This is a genomic window from Agrobacterium sp. a22-2 (genome assembly GCF_012276985.1).
Taxonomy (GTDB): domain Bacteria; phylum Pseudomonadota; class Alphaproteobacteria; order Rhizobiales; family Rhizobiaceae; genus Allorhizobium.
Genome location: NZ_JAAXMM010000010.1, coordinates 96,068 through 111,225, shown reverse-complemented (window position 1 = coordinate 111,225; position 15,158 = coordinate 96,068). Strand labels below are relative to the sequence as shown.

17 protein-coding genes are annotated in these 15,158 nt (G+C 63.2%); 14 read left to right on the top strand and 3 right to left on the bottom strand.

Annotated elements, in window-relative coordinates:
* Nucleotides 1-212 precede the first annotated feature (212 nt).
* From HFC70_RS16720 to HFC70_RS16695, 6 genes are all read left to right on the top strand, one after another.
* Nucleotides 213-1,145 (top strand): RTX toxin, encoded by a 933-nt coding sequence (locus HFC70_RS16720; RefSeq protein ID WP_168474412.1) that lies wholly within the window; start codon nucleotides 213-215, stop codon nucleotides 1,143-1,145.
* Between the two features lie 331 nt (nucleotides 1,146-1,476).
* Nucleotides 1,477-1,947, top strand: a complete 471-nt coding sequence (gene rpsF / locus HFC70_RS16715; protein ID WP_168474411.1) for a 30S ribosomal protein S6 — start codon at nucleotides 1,477-1,479, stop codon at nucleotides 1,945-1,947.
* A gap of 12 nt (nucleotides 1,948-1,959) precedes the next feature.
* Nucleotides 1,960-2,208: a 30S ribosomal protein S18 gene (gene rpsR / locus HFC70_RS16710; RefSeq protein WP_168474410.1), complete on the top strand. Its 249-nt coding sequence runs from the start codon at nucleotides 1,960-1,962 to the stop codon at nucleotides 2,206-2,208.
* Nucleotides 2,209-2,377: 169 nt separating this feature from the next.
* Nucleotides 2,378-3,358 (top strand): DUF2232 domain-containing protein, encoded by a 981-nt coding sequence (locus HFC70_RS16705; RefSeq protein ID WP_168474409.1) that lies wholly within the window; start codon nucleotides 2,378-2,380, stop codon nucleotides 3,356-3,358.
* Between the two features lie 24 nt (nucleotides 3,359-3,382).
* The gene (gene rplI, locus HFC70_RS16700) at nucleotides 3,383-3,958 is read left to right on the top strand and encodes a 50S ribosomal protein L9 (protein WP_168474408.1); all 576 of its coding nucleotides are present in this window, start codon (nucleotides 3,383-3,385) and stop codon (nucleotides 3,956-3,958) included.
* Nucleotides 3,959-4,223: 265 nt separating this feature from the next.
* Nucleotides 4,224-5,720, top strand: coding sequence for a replicative DNA helicase (locus HFC70_RS16695; RefSeq protein ID WP_168474407.1), 1,497 nt, complete (start codon nucleotides 4,224-4,226; stop codon nucleotides 5,718-5,720).
* Nucleotides 5,721-5,735: 15 nt separating this feature from the next.
* Here the strand turns inward: HFC70_RS16695 and HFC70_RS16690 are convergent, their stop codons facing one another.
* The 3 genes from HFC70_RS16690 to HFC70_RS16680 form a co-directional block, all read right to left on the bottom strand.
* Nucleotides 5,736-6,038 carry an AzlD family protein gene (locus tag HFC70_RS16690; RefSeq protein ID WP_168474406.1) on the bottom strand — a complete coding sequence of 101 codons (303 nt, stop codon included), beginning with the start codon at nucleotides 6,036-6,038 and terminating at the stop codon, nucleotides 5,736-5,738.
* Nucleotides 6,035-6,739, bottom strand: a complete 705-nt coding sequence (locus HFC70_RS16685) for an AzlC family ABC transporter permease (RefSeq protein WP_168474405.1) — start codon at nucleotides 6,737-6,739, stop codon at nucleotides 6,035-6,037. The genes HFC70_RS16690 and HFC70_RS16685 overlap by 4 nt, the downstream gene beginning before the upstream one ends.
* 74 nt (nucleotides 6,740-6,813) lie before the next feature.
* Complete coding sequence (locus HFC70_RS16680; protein WP_168474404.1) at nucleotides 6,814-7,674, bottom strand: AraC family transcriptional regulator; 861 nt, start codon at nucleotides 7,672-7,674, stop codon at nucleotides 6,814-6,816.
* Between the two features lie 106 nt (nucleotides 7,675-7,780).
* Here HFC70_RS16680 and alr point away from each other — a divergent pair, with 106 nt between their 5' ends.
* The 8 genes from alr (at nucleotide 7,781) to HFC70_RS16640 (ending at nucleotide 15,143) form a co-directional block, all read left to right on the top strand.
* Nucleotides 7,781-8,947 carry an alanine racemase gene (gene alr, locus HFC70_RS16675; protein WP_168474403.1) on the top strand — a complete coding sequence of 389 codons (1,167 nt, stop codon included), beginning with the start codon at nucleotides 7,781-7,783 and terminating at the stop codon, nucleotides 8,945-8,947.
* 99 nt (nucleotides 8,948-9,046) lie between these two features.
* Nucleotides 9,047-9,292, top strand: coding sequence for a type II toxin-antitoxin system ParD family antitoxin (locus HFC70_RS16670; protein ID WP_168474402.1), 246 nt, complete (start codon nucleotides 9,047-9,049; stop codon nucleotides 9,290-9,292).
* Nucleotides 9,243-9,599, top strand: a complete 357-nt coding sequence (locus tag HFC70_RS16665) for a type II toxin-antitoxin system RelE/ParE family toxin (RefSeq protein WP_368669685.1) — start codon at nucleotides 9,243-9,245, stop codon at nucleotides 9,597-9,599. Before HFC70_RS16670 ends, HFC70_RS16665 begins: the two co-directional genes overlap by 50 nt.
* The gene (gene radA, locus HFC70_RS16660) at nucleotides 9,600-11,003 is read left to right on the top strand and encodes a DNA repair protein RadA (RefSeq protein WP_168474400.1); all 1,404 of its coding nucleotides are present in this window, start codon (nucleotides 9,600-9,602) and stop codon (nucleotides 11,001-11,003) included. It begins immediately after the preceding gene.
* Nucleotides 11,004-11,096: 93 nt separating this feature from the next.
* Nucleotides 11,097-11,702, top strand: coding sequence for a CvpA family protein (locus HFC70_RS16655; RefSeq protein WP_168474399.1), 606 nt, complete (start codon nucleotides 11,097-11,099; stop codon nucleotides 11,700-11,702).
* Between the two features lie 135 nt (nucleotides 11,703-11,837).
* A complete protein-coding gene (gene purF / locus HFC70_RS16650; RefSeq protein ID WP_168474398.1) occupies nucleotides 11,838-13,328 on the top strand; it encodes an amidophosphoribosyltransferase in 1,491 nt (496 codons plus the stop codon).
* 112 nt (nucleotides 13,329-13,440) lie between these two features.
* Complete coding sequence (locus HFC70_RS16645) at nucleotides 13,441-14,181, top strand: SDR family NAD(P)-dependent oxidoreductase (RefSeq protein WP_168474397.1); 741 nt, start codon at nucleotides 13,441-13,443, stop codon at nucleotides 14,179-14,181.
* 71 nt (nucleotides 14,182-14,252) lie between these two features.
* On the top strand, nucleotides 14,253-15,143 hold the full coding sequence (locus HFC70_RS16640) for a DMT family transporter (RefSeq protein ID WP_168474396.1): 891 nt from the start codon (nucleotides 14,253-14,255) through the stop codon (nucleotides 15,141-15,143).
* Nucleotides 15,144-15,158 lie beyond the last annotated feature (15 nt).

Here is a 15,158-nt window from a genome sequence, read left to right as displayed (position 1 = left end):
TCCTTGACACACCCATCGCCCGGAGCCTCTGCCCCGGGTGATCTTGACGCGCTTCCGTTTACTGTTTGCTTACCGAGGATCGGGTTATCGCTCGCGTTGACCCGCGGCCCGTGTTTAAGCATGAGGTAATCAATCTCCGGTATGATGGCGGAGACAAGAGCCAGGGGTGGCGATCAGCGCCCTGCCCCGGCACATGGAAAGCTCAGCGTCTCATGGCCGCCATCAACGCATTCTATCGCAGCGCCAATGCCGTTTCCTATGCGACGCAGCTGTTTTCCGGAAACACTGCCACGAACAACGCCGGCAATTCGGGCAGCCTGAACGGCTTTCGCCCCCTCTCCGGCGCTTCCGACGAACGCTCCTGGAACGATGGCGCTGCCGAGCGCGCCCTGTCGCGCATCATCGAAATCCTGGCGCTTGGCGACAGTGGTGACGCAAATACGGCCAGCGTCGAGGAAAATCTCGGCTACATCACCGGCGCCACCGGCACCGAGGGTGACGATACGCTGACGCTGACCGGCCGCGCCGTCTACAATGTCTCGACGGCGGCCGGCGACGATACGCTGACCGTGAAGACGGCGGCGGTGGCCGGCATCGACAGCGGCGACGGCAATGATACGCTCAACATCGCCTCGGGTTTTGTGTCCGACATTACAGCGGGTGCCGGCGACGACACGGTGCAGATGTCCGGCAAGCTCGCCATGAACATCTCCGGCGGCGACGGAAAGGACACGATCAAGATCTCGGCTGACGCCATTCTCGGCGTCGATGGCGGCGACGGCGACGACACGCTCTACCTCGAGGGATCCCGGATCTTTGCCGCCGGCGGCACCGGCAATGACACGGTGACTTTCAACAATACTGGTAACCAGACCGACGGCGGTGAGGCCGAATATGCCTTTGCCCGCGGCGACGGCATGGACACGGTCAACACCAATGGTCCCCTGTCGATCCGCTTTGCCGGCACTGAGGGCTACAGCCCCGACGACATGACGATCGCCGTCTCCGGCAACAGCCTGTCGATCCTGATCAACGGGTCGGACGACAAGATCACCGTCAATTTCGACGAGGGCACCCTTGACGGCGACACGCCGGCCTATGAATTCACCATGGATCAGGGCGCCTACGCGCTGTCGATCCGCTGATTGCGAGTGGCAGGGCGATAACGTCAGGCCCGATCGGGCATCAATCCGCCGATTGCCCAAGGGATTACACCCCTGCCCCTTGCCATCCCGTCAAAAATGCGTATAAGCGCGGCTGTTCACAACACCCGGTCTTATGGCTGGTGGCTGAACGGAGGGCCGGCTCTCGTAAGGGAGCCGCAGGAACCGCAGGGTTTTCCGGCCTCCCGTGTCTCCGCTCTCGACCGTCTCGATCATACGCTTTTCTTGCCTTGGGTTTTCCCATTCAGGAGCAGTCGTTGAGGCTTAGCGCCTTGTCCGGGTGATGACAACCGCAAGAAAGGCAAAGCTTACAATGGCTCTTTACGAACATGTATTCCTTGCCCGGCAGGATATGTCCGCACAGCAGGTTGATGCCCTCGTCGAACAGTACAAGGGTGTTATCGAAGCGAATGGCGGCAAGGTCGGGCGCGTAGAAAACTGGGGCTTGAAGTCCCTGACCTATCGCATCAAGAAGAACCGCAAGGCACACTACGCCCTGATGGACATCGAAGCTCCGGGTGCAGCGATCCACGAAATGGAACGCCAGATGCGCATCAACGAAGACATTCTTCGTTACATGACCATCGCCGTGGAAGCCCACGAAGAAGGCCCGTCTGCCATGATGCAGAAGCGCGACCGCGACGACCGTCCGCGCCGCGATGGCGACGACCGTGGCCCGCGCCGCGAAGGTGGCTTCGGCGACCGTGGTCCGCGTCCGGACCGTGCACCCCGCGAAGGTGGCTTTGAAGACCGTCCGCGCCGTCCGCGCGAAGACCGCGTGTAAGGAGAACTGACCATGGCTGATGCATCTTCCTCCCAGGCACGTCGTCCGTTCCACCGTCGTCGCAAGACCTGCCCCTTCTCCGGCGCCAACGCTCCGAAGATCGACTACAAGGACGTTCGTCTTCTGCAGCGCTACATTTCCGAGCGCGGCAAGATCGTTCCGTCCCGCATCACGGCTGTAAGCCAGAAGAAGCAGCGCGAACTGGCCCAGGCCATCAAGCGCGCCCGCTTCCTCGGCCTGCTGCCCTACGTGCTGGCCTAAACTTCTGACACTCCCTGTCCCGCAGGCTTTCTAAGCCCACGGGACAGATCTTCCTTCCGCGTTGGGCGTGGATCGGAGTTTTTGGAAAATCCCATGTTGGGGAGTGGTTCCACCAAGGGCAGATGCCCGGAACATCCTCTAACTGCTTGATTGGCAGGACAGCGACGCCGTGAAATCTTTGGATACAAAATTGCTGCTGACCGGCATGCTTGCCGGCATTACCGCCGCACTTCTGGTGCTCGGCGCGAGCGCGCAGCCGTCTTTTTCGTCCATTCTCTATGCGGCATCCGCCCTGCCCGTTCTGATCGTCGGCCTGCGCTGGGGTAACCTGGCAGCGATTGCGGCGATCGTCACCGCGGCGGTGATCGGCACCCTAGCGGTGTCGCCGATGTTTGCCTTCGCCATGGCGATCTTCACCCTGATACCGGCCGGCTGGCTGAGCCATCTCGCCAATCTGGCGCGCCCGGCTTCCGAACTCGGCGGGCCGGATCATCTGGTCGCCTGGTATCCGCTGTCCGATATCCTGCTGCATCTGTGCGGCCTGGTCAGCGTTTCGGTGATCGTACTGGGTGTGACGATTGGCTACGGCCCGGAACTCACCGGCCAGATGGTCGATCTTCTGGCCGCCTCGCTCAGTACCCAGGATCCGACGCTTGCGCCGACACCGGCCGATCTCGACCGTATCAAGAGCCTGATGGTGCTGACCCTGCCGATCGTGCAGGGCGGCATGTGGGTGCTGATGCTGTTTGCCGCCTATTATATCGCGACCCGCGTCGTCAACATGTCGGGCCATGCGCTCAGGCCGCGCGAGGATATTCCCTCGGCACTGCGCATGAACCGTAATGCCCCCTTCGTCTTTCTCGCCGGCATTCTCGCCTGCTTCGTCGGCGGCGTGCCGGCCATGCTGGGTGCTACGATCTGCGGCACGTTCGGTGCCGGTTTTCTGCTGGCCGGCTTCGCGTCGCTGCATCTGCGTACCCGCGGCAAGGACTGGCGTCTGCCGGTCCTGATCCTTTGCTACCTGGCAGCGCTGATGCTGCTGCCGGTCATCTTCATCCTGGTTCTCGGGCTCATCGACACCCGCCGGGCCGTGGCACTGACACCGGCCCACAAGGCCGAAACGACTGACAAGACCAACACACCTGACTAAGACTCAAGAAAGGAATCCAAGATCATGAACGTCATTCTTCTCGAACGCATCTCCAAGCTCGGCCAGATGGGCGAAACCGTCAAGGTTCGCGACGGCTTTGCCCGTAACTACCTGCTGCCGCTCGGCAAGGCGCTGCGCGCCAACGCCGCCAACAAGGCCCGTTTTGAGGCCGAGCGCTCCACCCTGGAAGCCCGCAACCTGGAGCGCAAGAGCGAAGCCCAGACCGTTGCCGACGTGCTGGACGGCAAGTCCTTCATCGTCGTGCGTTCGGCCGGCGAAACCGGCCAGCTCTACGGTTCCGTTGCTGCCCGCGACATCGTCGAAATCCTCGGCGCCGAAGGCTTCACCATCGGCCGCAACCAGGTCGACCTCAACACCCCGATCAAGACCATCGGCCTGCACAAGGTCGTTCTGCACCTGCATGCAGAAGTCGAAATCTCGGTGGAACTGAACGTTGCCCGTTCGGCTGAAGAAGCGGAACGCCAGACCAAGGGCGAAAGCCTGACCTCGGCCGACGCCATCTACGGCATCGACGAAGACGCGCTGCGTCCGGAAGACTTCTTCGATCCGGAAGCCGACCGCGACGGCGACGACGAATAAGCCTTATCGCCACACGGCTGGAATACGAAACGCCCGGAGCAATCCGGGCGTTTTCGTTTGTGGCGGGGTATAATGGAAAAGGCCGATTCGCCAGTTGTCACTGTCAATCGAATTCCTTGAGAAATGCCCGATTTTTGCGTTATGGCCGGGACAGCCTGTGAATCACTGTGGGTATGCCACGAAGCGACGCAAGGACCGCGCAATGGCCGATCGTCTGGGCTATGGTGGCGGTTCAAGCCCAAAAAAGAATGACGGATAGAACCAGATGAACGACGCTGCGCGCAAGATCGCCCCCATCCAGCCGGCCGAGCCGCATTATCGCGAAGCCCCGAACAATATCGAGGCGGAACAGGCCCTGCTCGGCGCCATCCTGGTCAATAACGACGCCTATTACCGGGTGTCCGACTTCCTGAAGCCCGTTCATCTCTACGAGCCGCTGCATCGCAAGATCTTCGAAGTGGCGTCGGAAATCATCCGCATGGGCAAGACGGCCAATCCGGTGACGATCAAGACCTTCCTTGCCGCCGACGACAAGGTCGGCGACCTGACCGTGGCCCAGTATCTGGCGCGATTGGCTTCCGAAGCGGTCTCGATCATCAATGCCGAGGACTACGGCCGGGCGATCTACGACCTGGCGCTGCGCCGCGCGCTGATCACCATCGGTGAGGACGTCGTCAACATCGCCTATGACGCGCCACTCGACATGCCGCCGCAGACGCAGATCGAAGATACCGAACGCCGCCTGTTCGAACTGGCCGAAAACGGCCGCTATGACGGCGGCTTCCAGTCGTTCAACGATGCCGTGGCGCTGGCGATCGACATGGCGGGCGCTGCCTTCGAGCGCGACGGCCATCTCTCCGGCATTTCGACCGGCATCATGTCGCTCGACAGCAAGATGGGCGGCTTGCAGCGCTCCGACTTGATCGTACTGGCCGGACGTCCCGGCATGGGCAAGACCTCGCTTGCCACGAATATCGCCTATAACATCGCTGCATCCTACGAGCCGGAGGTGCAGCCGGACGGCTCGTTCAAGGCCAAGAACGGCGGCGTCGTCGGCTTCTATTCGCTCGAAATGTCGTCCGAACAGCTGGCCACCCGTATCATTTCCGAGCAGACCGAAGTCTCTTCGTCGAAAATCCGCCGCGGCGACATCACCGAGGCCGATTTCGAAAAACTGGTGGCCTGCAGCCAGATGATGCAGAAAGTGCCGCTGTTCATCGACCAGACCGGTGGTATCTCGATCGCCCAGCTGTCGGCGCGGGCCCGTCGCCTGAAGCGCCAGCGCGGCCTCGATTGCCTCGTCGTCGACTATATCCAGCTGATGACTGGTTCCGGCAAGTCGGGCGAAAACCGCGTGCAGGAAATCACCCAGATCACCACGGGCCTGAAGGCGCTCGGCAAGGAACTGAACGTGCCGATCATCGCGCTGTCGCAGCTGTCGCGTCAGGTGGAAAGCCGCGACGACAAGCGCCCGCAGCTCTCCGACCTTCGCGAATCCGGCTCGATCGAGCAGGACGCCGACGTGGTGCTGTTCGTGTTCCGCGAGGAATACTATGTGAAGAACGCCGAGCCGCGCGATCTCTCCGATCCGAAATATCCGGAATGGGAAGCGCTGATGGACAAGGTGAAGGGCACCGCCGACGTGATCATCGCCAAGCAGCGCCACGGGCCGACCGGCACGGTCAAGCTCGCCTTCCAGTCCGAGTTCACCCGCTTTGCCGATCTGGCCGATCCGAGCTTCACGGCCTACGAGGAGCACTGAGCAAATAGGGGCCTCTCAGAGGCCTGCTTGGCGAAACAACGCGACACAGCAGACACCGACGGCGGCCGCCGGCAACATCGGCAATCGCAGCGCCGCCAGAGCGGTCGCCAGACAGGCGATCGTTTCGGCGAGGCCCGTCGAAAGTGCGGTCGGCGTCACCACGGCGGCCAGCACGGCCGGCGGAATGGCGTCCAGCGCCCGGCGGGTTCGCGGCTGAAGGGCGACAAAGCGCAGCACCAGCAGTCCACCCAGCCGCGTCAGCGCGGTGGCGCCGGCCATGGCAAGGATGGCGGCGAGCGTGGCAAGATCAAACGTCATGGCCCTTCCTCCTTGGAACCACTAATCGCAGCGGCGGCAAGCCCGCCAAGCGCGCCGGCCGCAATGTACCAGACGCCCGGAACAAAATGATGGACGGTAAGAGCGCAGGCGGCACTGGCGACAAGAACGACGCCGGTTTCCCGGCCTTTCCAGAAGCCCATGATCAGCACGATGAAGACGGCGGGAAAGGCGAAATCCAGGCCGATCAGCGCCGGGTCGCCGATCAAGGTGCCGAGCAGTCCACCGGCCAGTCCCGACAGGACCCAGGCCAGGTAGAAGGGGATGACCAGGCCGGCATAAAAACTTGGCGTCAGCACCGCCTCGCGGGCCCGGAATTCCGCCATGGCCCAGATCTCGTCGGCGAGAAACAGCAGGCCGGCGCCCTTCTGCACGGCACTGAAACCGTCCATCTTGCTGGCGATCGACGCGCTCATCAGGACATGGCGCACGTTGACCAGCAGGGCGGCAAAGCCGACGCCGACCCAACTGGCCGGATGGGTCCAGATGTCCATGGCGACGAATTGCGAGCCGCCGGCAAAGACCAGCGCACTCATCAGGGTGATTTCAAGCGGCGACAGGCCCTTGGTGGCCGCAACGGCACCGAAGACGAGGCCGACCGGCAGGACCGCGACGATCAGCGGCAACATGCGCCGCAGGCCGGCCTGGAACTGTGAGGAGGCGGATGCCGTGGCCGTGGTCATTCAGGTCTTCCAGTCCTTTGTCGATGGACTGTCTGGGTAGTGCTGTCGCCCGACCGGGTCTTGAAGGAAAGTGATCAGCGCTGGCGATACTGACCGGGCGTCAGCCCGACACGCGCCTTGAACTGCCGCGTCAGATGGGCCTGATCGGCAAAGCCGCAGGCCAGCGCCGTCTCGGAAGGTGCGGCACCGGCGCTGAGCAATTGGCGGGCATGGCGGACGCGCAGATCGGTCTGATAGGCATGCGGCGTGATGAAATAGTGTTTGCGGAAGGCGCGGATCAGATGGGCGCGGCTGAGGCCCGCCTGGCATGCCAACCGCTCCAGGCTGATTTCCCGGTCGAAATGCGCCTCGATATAGTCGCGGGCGCGCCGCACGGCCTTGGGCTCGCAAAAGTCCTGCGACGCGATGATCGCACTGCCATGGCGCGCGAACATGGCCGAGAGCACGGAATACATGCTCTCCTCGCCTTCAAGTGCGCTCGAGCCATCCTCCAGCCGGCGATGGGCCTGATTGAAGGCCTGGGCCAGTTGCGGGTCGGTCAACAATTGCCGGGAAAAGCTCGGCGTTCCTTCAAAAGACCGGCCGGTGGCCTCCTCGAGGATTTCCACGAACAGGTCCTTGTCCGGATAGACCATGCGATAACGATAGCCGCTGTCGCCGCCCGGCTGGCCGTCATGGGTCTCGCCGGGATTGATCAGATAAAGCGCGCCGGGGCCGGTATGCTCTCGTTCGCCGCGGATCATCGCCACCTGGCACCCCGCCTCGATCGCGCCGATCGAGAAGGTGTCATGGGAATGCGGCGCGAATTCGTGGGTGATGAAGGTCGCCGTCATGCATTCCATGGCGCGGAATCGACCGTCGCGCCAAAACCGCGTCTGCTCGGTGCGGACGGTCGGCATGCTCTTCGTGGCCTGTTCCTGCGAAACGTTGTGCATTGCGGAATTATACGCCGGCCGGGCATTCCAGTCTTGAACAAAAGTGATAGGGTTTTGCCATTGGCCGTGCCGATGCCCGTGTTCCCTGTTCTGGCAATGATATCCGATGACATTTGACGTTGATCCCGACTTCCTGACCGACGAATTCCTGGCCGCGCCCTTGCGGCTGACGGTCGATCTCCAGGCGCTGGCCGACAATTGGCGCGACATGGCCAGGCGCTCCGGTTCGGCCCGCACGGCGGCCGTCGTCAAGGCGGATGCCTATGGGCTCGGCATCGAGGATGCCGGTGCGACGCTCTACCGGGCCGGCGCCCGCGATTTCTTCGTCGCCGTCCCTTCCGAAGGCGCCACATTGCGCGGCTATGCGCCGGAAGCGCGCATCTTCGTGCTCTCGGGCCTCTGGCCCGGCGTCGAACACCTGTTCTTCGAGCACGACCTGGTGCCGGTCATCGCCTCGGAAGAGCAACTCGCCTTCTGGATGTCAGTGGTTGCCGAGCGCGGCGACCACCCTTGCGCCCTGCATGTCGATACCGGCTTCAACCGCCTCGGCCTGCTGATCGACGATGCGCTGGCTTTGGCCGACGACGTGTCGCGGCCGGCCAGTTTTTCTCCCGTGCTGGTGCTCAGCCATCTGGCCTGTGGCGACGACCCGACATCGCCGATGAATGCGCAGCAGCTTCAGGCCTTCCGCCAGGTCGCCGAGGCCTTCGAGGGGATCGAATCCAGCCTTGCGGCGTCTGCCGGAACCTTTCTCGGGCCGGATTTCCATTTCGACCTGACCCGGCCCGGCATCGCCGTCTATGGGGGGGAAGCGGTCCATGGCGTGGCCAATCCGATGCGGCCGGTGGTCAAGGCGGAAGCACGGATCCTGCAGGTGCGCGAGGCCAGGGCGGGCGAGACCGTCAGCTATGGCGCAACGCATGTTCTGACGCGCGACAGCCGGCTGGCCATTGCCTCGGTCGGTTATGCCGACGGCTATCTGCGCAACCTGTCGGGCGCCGGCGTGCCGCTGCGCGGCACCGGCATTGCCGGCGCGTACGGCTTCATCGCCGGGCACCTTGTACCGATCGTCGGGCGCGTCACCATGGACCTCACCATCTTCGACGTGACAGACCTGCCCGCCAACGCAGTTTCGGCCGGCGACTATGTCGAGCTTTTCGGCGCCAATCTGCCCGTCGACGAGGTCGCCCGCTCGGCCGGCACGATCGGCTACGAAATGCTGACCGGCCTCGGCCTGCGCTACGAGCGGCACTATATCGACAGCATCGATTGATCACCGCAGGGGCTGCATTTTCCGGGTGACAAACGCGGCTTTGTTCTGCTATTGTTCCATTCTGTTGACCTGTGAGACCCCGCCGATCCGGAGGACGCCATGTCGAATGTGCGACTGAACAAAAAAGATGGCCTGTTTGTAGAGCACCTTCTTGAAGCAGGAACCTATGAGACCGCTGAGGACATGGTCAGCGCTGGCCTCGATCTGCTCAGGGAGCAGGAAAACGACACGCTGCGGATGCTGATCCAGGAAGGCATCGATGACATAGAGGCTGGCCGTTATCACGTTTACGACAGTGCTGAAGAGATGTTGGCCGACATCCGCAAGTCGGAGAAAGAGGATTAAACGCCGACGGGTCATCTGGTCCACCAAAGCGCGCCGAGACCTGCGGCGGATGTACCGGCATATAGCGCAATATAGCCCCAAGTCGGCCGATGATTTTGTTGGGGACCTTTACCGAAAAATGAACTCGCTCGCCGAACTCGGCCTGACTGGCACGAGCAAAGAGGAGTTGGGCGTGGGCATCCGTCTCCTGGTCTATCGCGATCGTCGTTTCTACATCCGCGTTACGGATGACACCCTTTCGGTTTTGAAGGTCGCGCACGGCCATCAGAACATCACATCCGACGATTTTACCGAAAGCAGTTCCTGAATGGCCAAGGCCAAGACCCAATTCATCTGCCAGAACTGTGGCGCCGTCCACAATCGCTGGGCCGGCAAGTGTGACGGCTGCGGCGAGTGGAACACCATCGTCGAGGAAGACCCGATGGGCGGCATCGGGTCCGGTCCCGGCAAGGTGCCGAAGAAGGGCCGCGCCGTGGCGCTGACGGCGCTATCGGGCGAGATCGAGGAGGCGCCGCGCATTCCGACCGGCATGGACGAGCTGGACCGGGCGACCGGCGGCGGTTTCGTGCGCGGCTCGGCCGTGCTGATCGGCGGCGACCCCGGCATCGGCAAGTCGACGCTGCTGATGCAGGCCGCCGCCGCCCTGTCGCGCAAGGGCCACCGCGTCATCTATGTCTCGGGCGAAGAAGCGGTCGCCCAGGTGCGGCTGCGCGCCCAGCGGCTGAATGCGGCCGAGACCGATGTGCTGCTGGCCGCCGAAACCAATGTCGAGGATATCCTGGCGACGATTTCCGAGGGCAAGCGTCCGGATCTGGTCATCATCGATTCGATCCAGACGCTGTGGAGCGACACGGCCGATTCGGCGCCGGGCACGGTCACGCAGGTCAGGACCGGCGTGCAGGCGATGATCCGCTTTGCCAAGCAGACCGGCGCCACCATGGTTCTGGTCGGCCATGTCACCAAGGACGGGCAGATCGCCGGACCGCGCGTCGTCGAGCACATGGTCGATGCCGTTCTCTATTTCGAGGGCGATCGCGGCCATCACTACCGCATCCTGCGCACCGTCAAGAACCGCTTCGGCCCGACCGACGAGATCGGCGTGTTCGAAATGTCGGACAAGGGATTGCGCGAGGTGGCCAATCCGTCCGAGCTGTTTCTGGGCGAACGCAACGAGAAAGCGCCGGGTGCTGCGGTTTTTGCGGGCATGGAAGGCACGCGTCCCATCCTGGTCGAGGTGCAGGCGCTGGTGGCGCAGACCTCTCTCGGCACGCCGCGCCGCGCCGTGGTCGGCTGGGATTCCAGCCGGCTGGCGATGATCCTCGCGGTGCTGGAGGCCCATTGCGGGGTGCGGCTCGGGCAGCACGATGTCTACCTCAATATTGCCGGCGGCTACCGGATCAGCGAACCGGCGGCCGATATCGCCATTGTATCCGCCCTTGTTTCCTCGCTTGCCGGTATTGCCCTTCCGGCCGATTGCGTCTATTTCGGCGAAGTCAGCCTGTCAGGCGCCGTCCGGCCGGTTGCGCACACGGCCCAGCGGCTCAAGGAAGCCGAGAAGCTGGGCTTTTCGTCAGCGGTTCTGCCCGCTTCCTCCGTCGACTTGCCGAAAGGCGCATCGGGTCGCTGGAACGAAGTGGGAAGCCTGCCGGATCTCGTGGCGCGCATCGCCGGCTCGAAGCTGAAGGCCGGACAGGAAATCGACGGGGATTGAACCTTTCACCGCCTTGGCCGGTGGTGTATGAGGGTGACGCCGTCGCACATGCAGATATCGGGCGTTTGCCGGGAAGTCTTGGAGTTGAACTAGATGCCCATTACGATTTTCGACGGTATTGTTATCGGCGTCGTGCTGTTTTCCGCCGTGCTTGCCATGATCCGCGGCTTTTCCCGCGAGGTCCTGTCGATCGCCAGCTGGGTCGGCGCCGTTGCCGCCGCCTATTACCTGCATCCGCTGGTTCTGCCCTACGTGAAGAATTACACGGCCGATGACCGCATCGCGCTGGCCGGTGCGGCCGGCGCCGTGTTCCTTCTCGCGCTGATCGTGATTTCCTTCATCACCACGCGCATTGCCGATTTCATCATCGACAGCCGGATCGGCGCGCTCGACCGCACGCTCGGCTTCCTGTTCGGGGCGGCCCGCGGCATTCTGTTGCTGGTGGTGGCCGTCGCCTTCTGGAACTGGCTGATCGATGTTCGCCAGCGTCCGGACTGGGTCAACAATGCCAAGTCGAAGCCGTTCCTCGATGCGCTGGTGCTGAAGCTCGAAGCCGTGCTTCCCGACGATATCGAGCCGCAGCTGCGTGCCCGCATCCTCGGCAAGGAAGAGCCCGCCGCGGAAACGCCTGGCGAACAGGCCCCCGCCGAAGAAGCACCGGCCCCGACGGCACCTGTCACGCCGCCCGTCAACAATTGATGAAACGGGGCCCTGCGCCCCGTTTTGCGATCTTGCAGATCCCTGTGTCCATCACCACCTGTGCGGCAAAGGCCGGGCGGTGAACCTGAAATGCATTTCTCGCCCTTATCCCGTTCCGAGCAAAGGCTTGTTGCAATGAACCAGTCACTCCTTTCCCGTTTCGACAATGGCCTCGACGATGACACGCTGCATGAGGAATGCGGCGTGTTCGGCATTCTGGGCCATCCCGATGCGGCGACGCTGACGGCGCTTGGCCTGCATGCGCTCCAGCATCGCGGCCAGGAAGCGGCTGGTATCGTCTCGTTCGACGGCACGCAGTTCCATACCGAGAAACACATGGGCCTGGTCGGTGATCACTATACCAATCCGGTGACGCTCGCCAAACTGCCCGGCACGGCGACGATCGGCCATACGCGCTACTCGACGACAGGCGAAGTGGCGCTGCGCAACGTGCAGCCGCTGTTTGCCGAACTCGAAGAAGGCGGCATTGCCATTGCCCATAACGGCAATTTCACCAACGGCCTGACGCTGCGCCGCCAGATCATCGCCACCGGCGCCATCTGTCAATCGACGTCAGATTCGGAAGTGGTGCTGCATCTCATCGCCCGTTCGCGCCATTCGTCGACCGCCGACCGTTTCATCGACGCCATGCGGCAGATGGAAGGTGGCTACGCGATGGTCGCCCTGACCCGCACCAAGCTGATCGCCGCCCGCGATCCGATCGGCATCCGCCCGCTTGTCATGGGCGATCTCGATGGCAAGCCGATCTTCTGCTCGGAGACCTGCGCGCTCGATATCATCGGCGCGAAGTTCGTCCGGGATGTGGAAAACGGCGAAGTGATCATCTGCGAAATCCAGCCGGATGGCTCGATCACCATCGACAGCCGCCGCCCGGCCCGCCCGCAGCCCGAGCGCCCCTGCCTGTTCGAATATGTCTATTTCGCCCGCCCCGATTCGGTCGTCAGCGGTCGCAATGTCTACCAGACCCGCAAGGCCATGGGGCACAATCTGGCGATCGAGGCGCCTTGCGACGGCGACGTCGTGGTGCCGGTGCCCGACGGCGGCACGCCGGCGGCCCTCGGTTATGCCCAGGCCAGCGGCATTCCGTTCGAATACGGCATCATCCGCAACCACTATGTCGGACGCACCTTCATCGAGCCGACCCAGCAGATCCGCGCCTTCGGCGTCAAGCTCAAGCATTCGGCCAACCGGGCGATGATCGAGGGCAAGCGCGTCGTGCTGGTCGACGATTCGATCGTGCGCGGCACGACCTCGCTGAAGATCGTGCAGATGATCCGCGATGCCGGAGCCCGGGAAGTGCATGTGCGCGTCGCCAGCCCGATGATCTACCATCCGGATTTCTACGGCATCGACACGCCGGATGCCGACAAGCTGCTCGCCAACCAGTTCGCCAATCTGGACGCCATGGCCAAATTCATCGGCGCGGATTCGCTGGCGTTCCTCACCATCGACGGGCTTTACCAGGCGGTCGGCGGCGAGAAGCGCAACAATGACAAGCCGCAATTCACCGATCATTATTTTACCGGCGACTATCCGACCCGGCTTCTCGACAAGGAAGGCGAAAAGGTCGGGCGCAAGGTGTCGATGCTGGCCACCAACGGCTGAGCCGGCGATGCGGCAATCTGCGGGCTGGTTGAAGGCCTGCGGACCGCGCTAGGACATTTCAACGGCCGCAATCCCAAGCGACCGACCGCACACTCTGCAGCAGGACGTTTTCATGACCATCGACCTTAAGGGCCGTATCGCTCTCGTCACCGGCGCCTCGCGCGGCATCGGCTATTTCACGGCCCTCGAACTGGCAAAGGCCGGCGCGCATGTGATTGCCTGCGCCCGCACCGTCGGCGGACTTGAAGAGCTGGACGACGCAATCCAGGCGGCCGGCGGTTCGGCGACGCTGGTGCCTTTCGACCTCACCGACATGAAGGCGATCGATGCGCTCGGCGGCTCGATCAACGAGCGCTGGGGCAAGCTCGACATCCTGGTCGCCAATGCCGGCATTCTCGGCGTCATCTCGCCGATCGGCCATATCGAGGCCAAGGTGTTCGAAAAGGTCATGACCACCAATGTCGTAGCCACCTGGCGGCTGATCCGCTCGGTCGAGCCGCTGCTGATCAAATCCGATGCCGGCCGGGCGCTGATCCTGTCGTCGGGTGCCGCCCACAAATGCCGGCCGTTCTGGGGCGCCTATTCGGCCTCCAAGGCCGCCGTCGAGGCGCTGGCCCGCACCTGGGCCGCCGAAACCCAGCGCCTGCCGCTGCGCATCCTGTCGGTCGATCCCGGCGCCACCCGCACCGCCATGCGTGCCCAGGCGATGCCCGGCGAGGACCCAGCAACGCTGCCGCATCCGTCCGAAGTCGCCGCCACGCTGCTCTCGCTGGTCGGGCCGGATCAGACCGAGACCGGCAAGCTCTATGTCGTGCGGGATAGCAAGATCGTCGATTACCGGATGCCGGAATAGCGACCATCCTGTTTATTGTGACAGGAAAATCGGCTTAGGGCCGACCGCCAATAGGACGGATCCAGTTCAGCATGCGCGCCAGAGATATCGCTTCCTACATTTTCCTGGCGTTTGCCTGGGGCCTGTCCTTCCTGCTCCTGCTGCATGTGGTCGAGGCCTTCGGCTGGATCGGCGCGGTGACCTTTCGGGCGCTGATCGCCGGCAGTCTGCTGTTCGTGGTGGCGCGCGCCTCCGGCCGAAAGCTGGTCTTCGACACCGGCATCGGGCCGCTGGCCGTGGTGGGCGCGACCACCGTTGCCGGGCAGTTGATCGGCCTGTCCTTTGCCACGCCGCGGATCGGAACGGCCATGGCCGCGATCTTCGTTGCCACCATTCCGCTGTTTTCCATGATCATCGCCCAGGTCTGGGGGATAGAGAGGATTACCCCGGCGCGTATCCTCGGCCTGGTCTTGGGAACGATCGGCATCGTCATGCTGGTCGGCTTTCCGGCCGTGCCGGTCACCGGCACTTTTGTGCTCGGCTGCGTCGCCATGGTTCTGTCGACCTTTTCCGCGGCCTTCGGCAGCAATTATGCCAGCCGTTATCTGAAAGGTACCGGCCCTTGGGAGGTGACCATCGGCTCCTTCGTCGCGGGCGGTGTCCTGTCCTTTCCGCTGCTCGTTTTCGTCCCCGTACCGGGCATTCCCGGCCCGATGGACTATGTCTATCTCGTCGCTCTCGCGGCCTTGATGAGCTCGCTCACCTATCTGCTCTATTTCGGGCTTGTGAAAAGCATCGGCGCGACGCCGGCCATCAGCGTCGAATTTGCCGTGACCGTGGTGGCCGTTCTGGTTGGCGCGCTGGTGCTGGATGAACCCTTGACGGCGATGCAGCTGGTCGGCGGCGCGGTGATCATTGCCGGCTGCGCGCTGGTGCTGGGTCTTTTTCCCCTGCGATCGGCCCGGCGCCTGCCGACCCCTTGACCTCGCCTGCGACCC

Excerpts from the sequence above, each read along its gene's own strand:
- HFC70_RS16670 (WP_168474402.1), top strand. The coding sequence starts at position 9,047 with ATGTCGAATGTGCGACTGAACAAAAAAGATGGCCTGTTTGTAGAGCAC.
- HFC70_RS16720 (WP_168474412.1), top strand. The coding sequence starts at position 213 with ATGGCCGCCATCAACGCATTCTATCGCAGCGCCAATGCCGTTTCCTAT.
- rplI (WP_168474408.1), top strand. The coding sequence starts at position 3,383 with ATGAACGTCATTCTTCTCGAACGCATCTCCAAGCTCGGCCAGATGGGC.
- HFC70_RS16640 (WP_168474396.1), top strand. The coding sequence starts at position 14,253 with ATGCGCGCCAGAGATATCGCTTCCTACATTTTCCTGGCGTTTGCCTGG.
- alr (WP_168474403.1), top strand. The coding sequence starts at position 7,781 with ATGACATTTGACGTTGATCCCGACTTCCTGACCGACGAATTCCTGGCC.
- HFC70_RS16655 (WP_168474399.1), top strand. The coding sequence starts at position 11,097 with ATGCCCATTACGATTTTCGACGGTATTGTTATCGGCGTCGTGCTGTTT.
- rpsR (WP_168474410.1), top strand. The coding sequence starts at position 1,960 with ATGGCTGATGCATCTTCCTCCCAGGCACGTCGTCCGTTCCACCGTCGT.
- rpsF (WP_168474411.1), top strand. The coding sequence starts at position 1,477 with ATGGCTCTTTACGAACATGTATTCCTTGCCCGGCAGGATATGTCCGCA.
- HFC70_RS16680 (WP_168474404.1), bottom strand. The coding sequence starts at position 7,674 with ATGCACAACGTTTCGCAGGAACAGGCCACGAAGAGCATGCCGACCGTC.
- HFC70_RS16695 (WP_168474407.1), top strand. The coding sequence starts at position 4,224 with ATGAACGACGCTGCGCGCAAGATCGCCCCCATCCAGCCGGCCGAGCCG.
- radA (WP_168474400.1), top strand. The coding sequence starts at position 9,600 with ATGGCCAAGGCCAAGACCCAATTCATCTGCCAGAACTGTGGCGCCGTC.
- HFC70_RS16645 (WP_168474397.1), top strand. The coding sequence starts at position 13,441 with ATGACCATCGACCTTAAGGGCCGTATCGCTCTCGTCACCGGCGCCTCG.
- HFC70_RS16690 (WP_168474406.1), bottom strand. The coding sequence starts at position 6,038 with ATGACGTTTGATCTTGCCACGCTCGCCGCCATCCTTGCCATGGCCGGC.
- HFC70_RS16685 (WP_168474405.1), bottom strand. The coding sequence starts at position 6,739 with ATGACCACGGCCACGGCATCCGCCTCCTCACAGTTCCAGGCCGGCCTG.
- purF (WP_168474398.1), top strand. The coding sequence starts at position 11,838 with ATGAACCAGTCACTCCTTTCCCGTTTCGACAATGGCCTCGACGATGAC.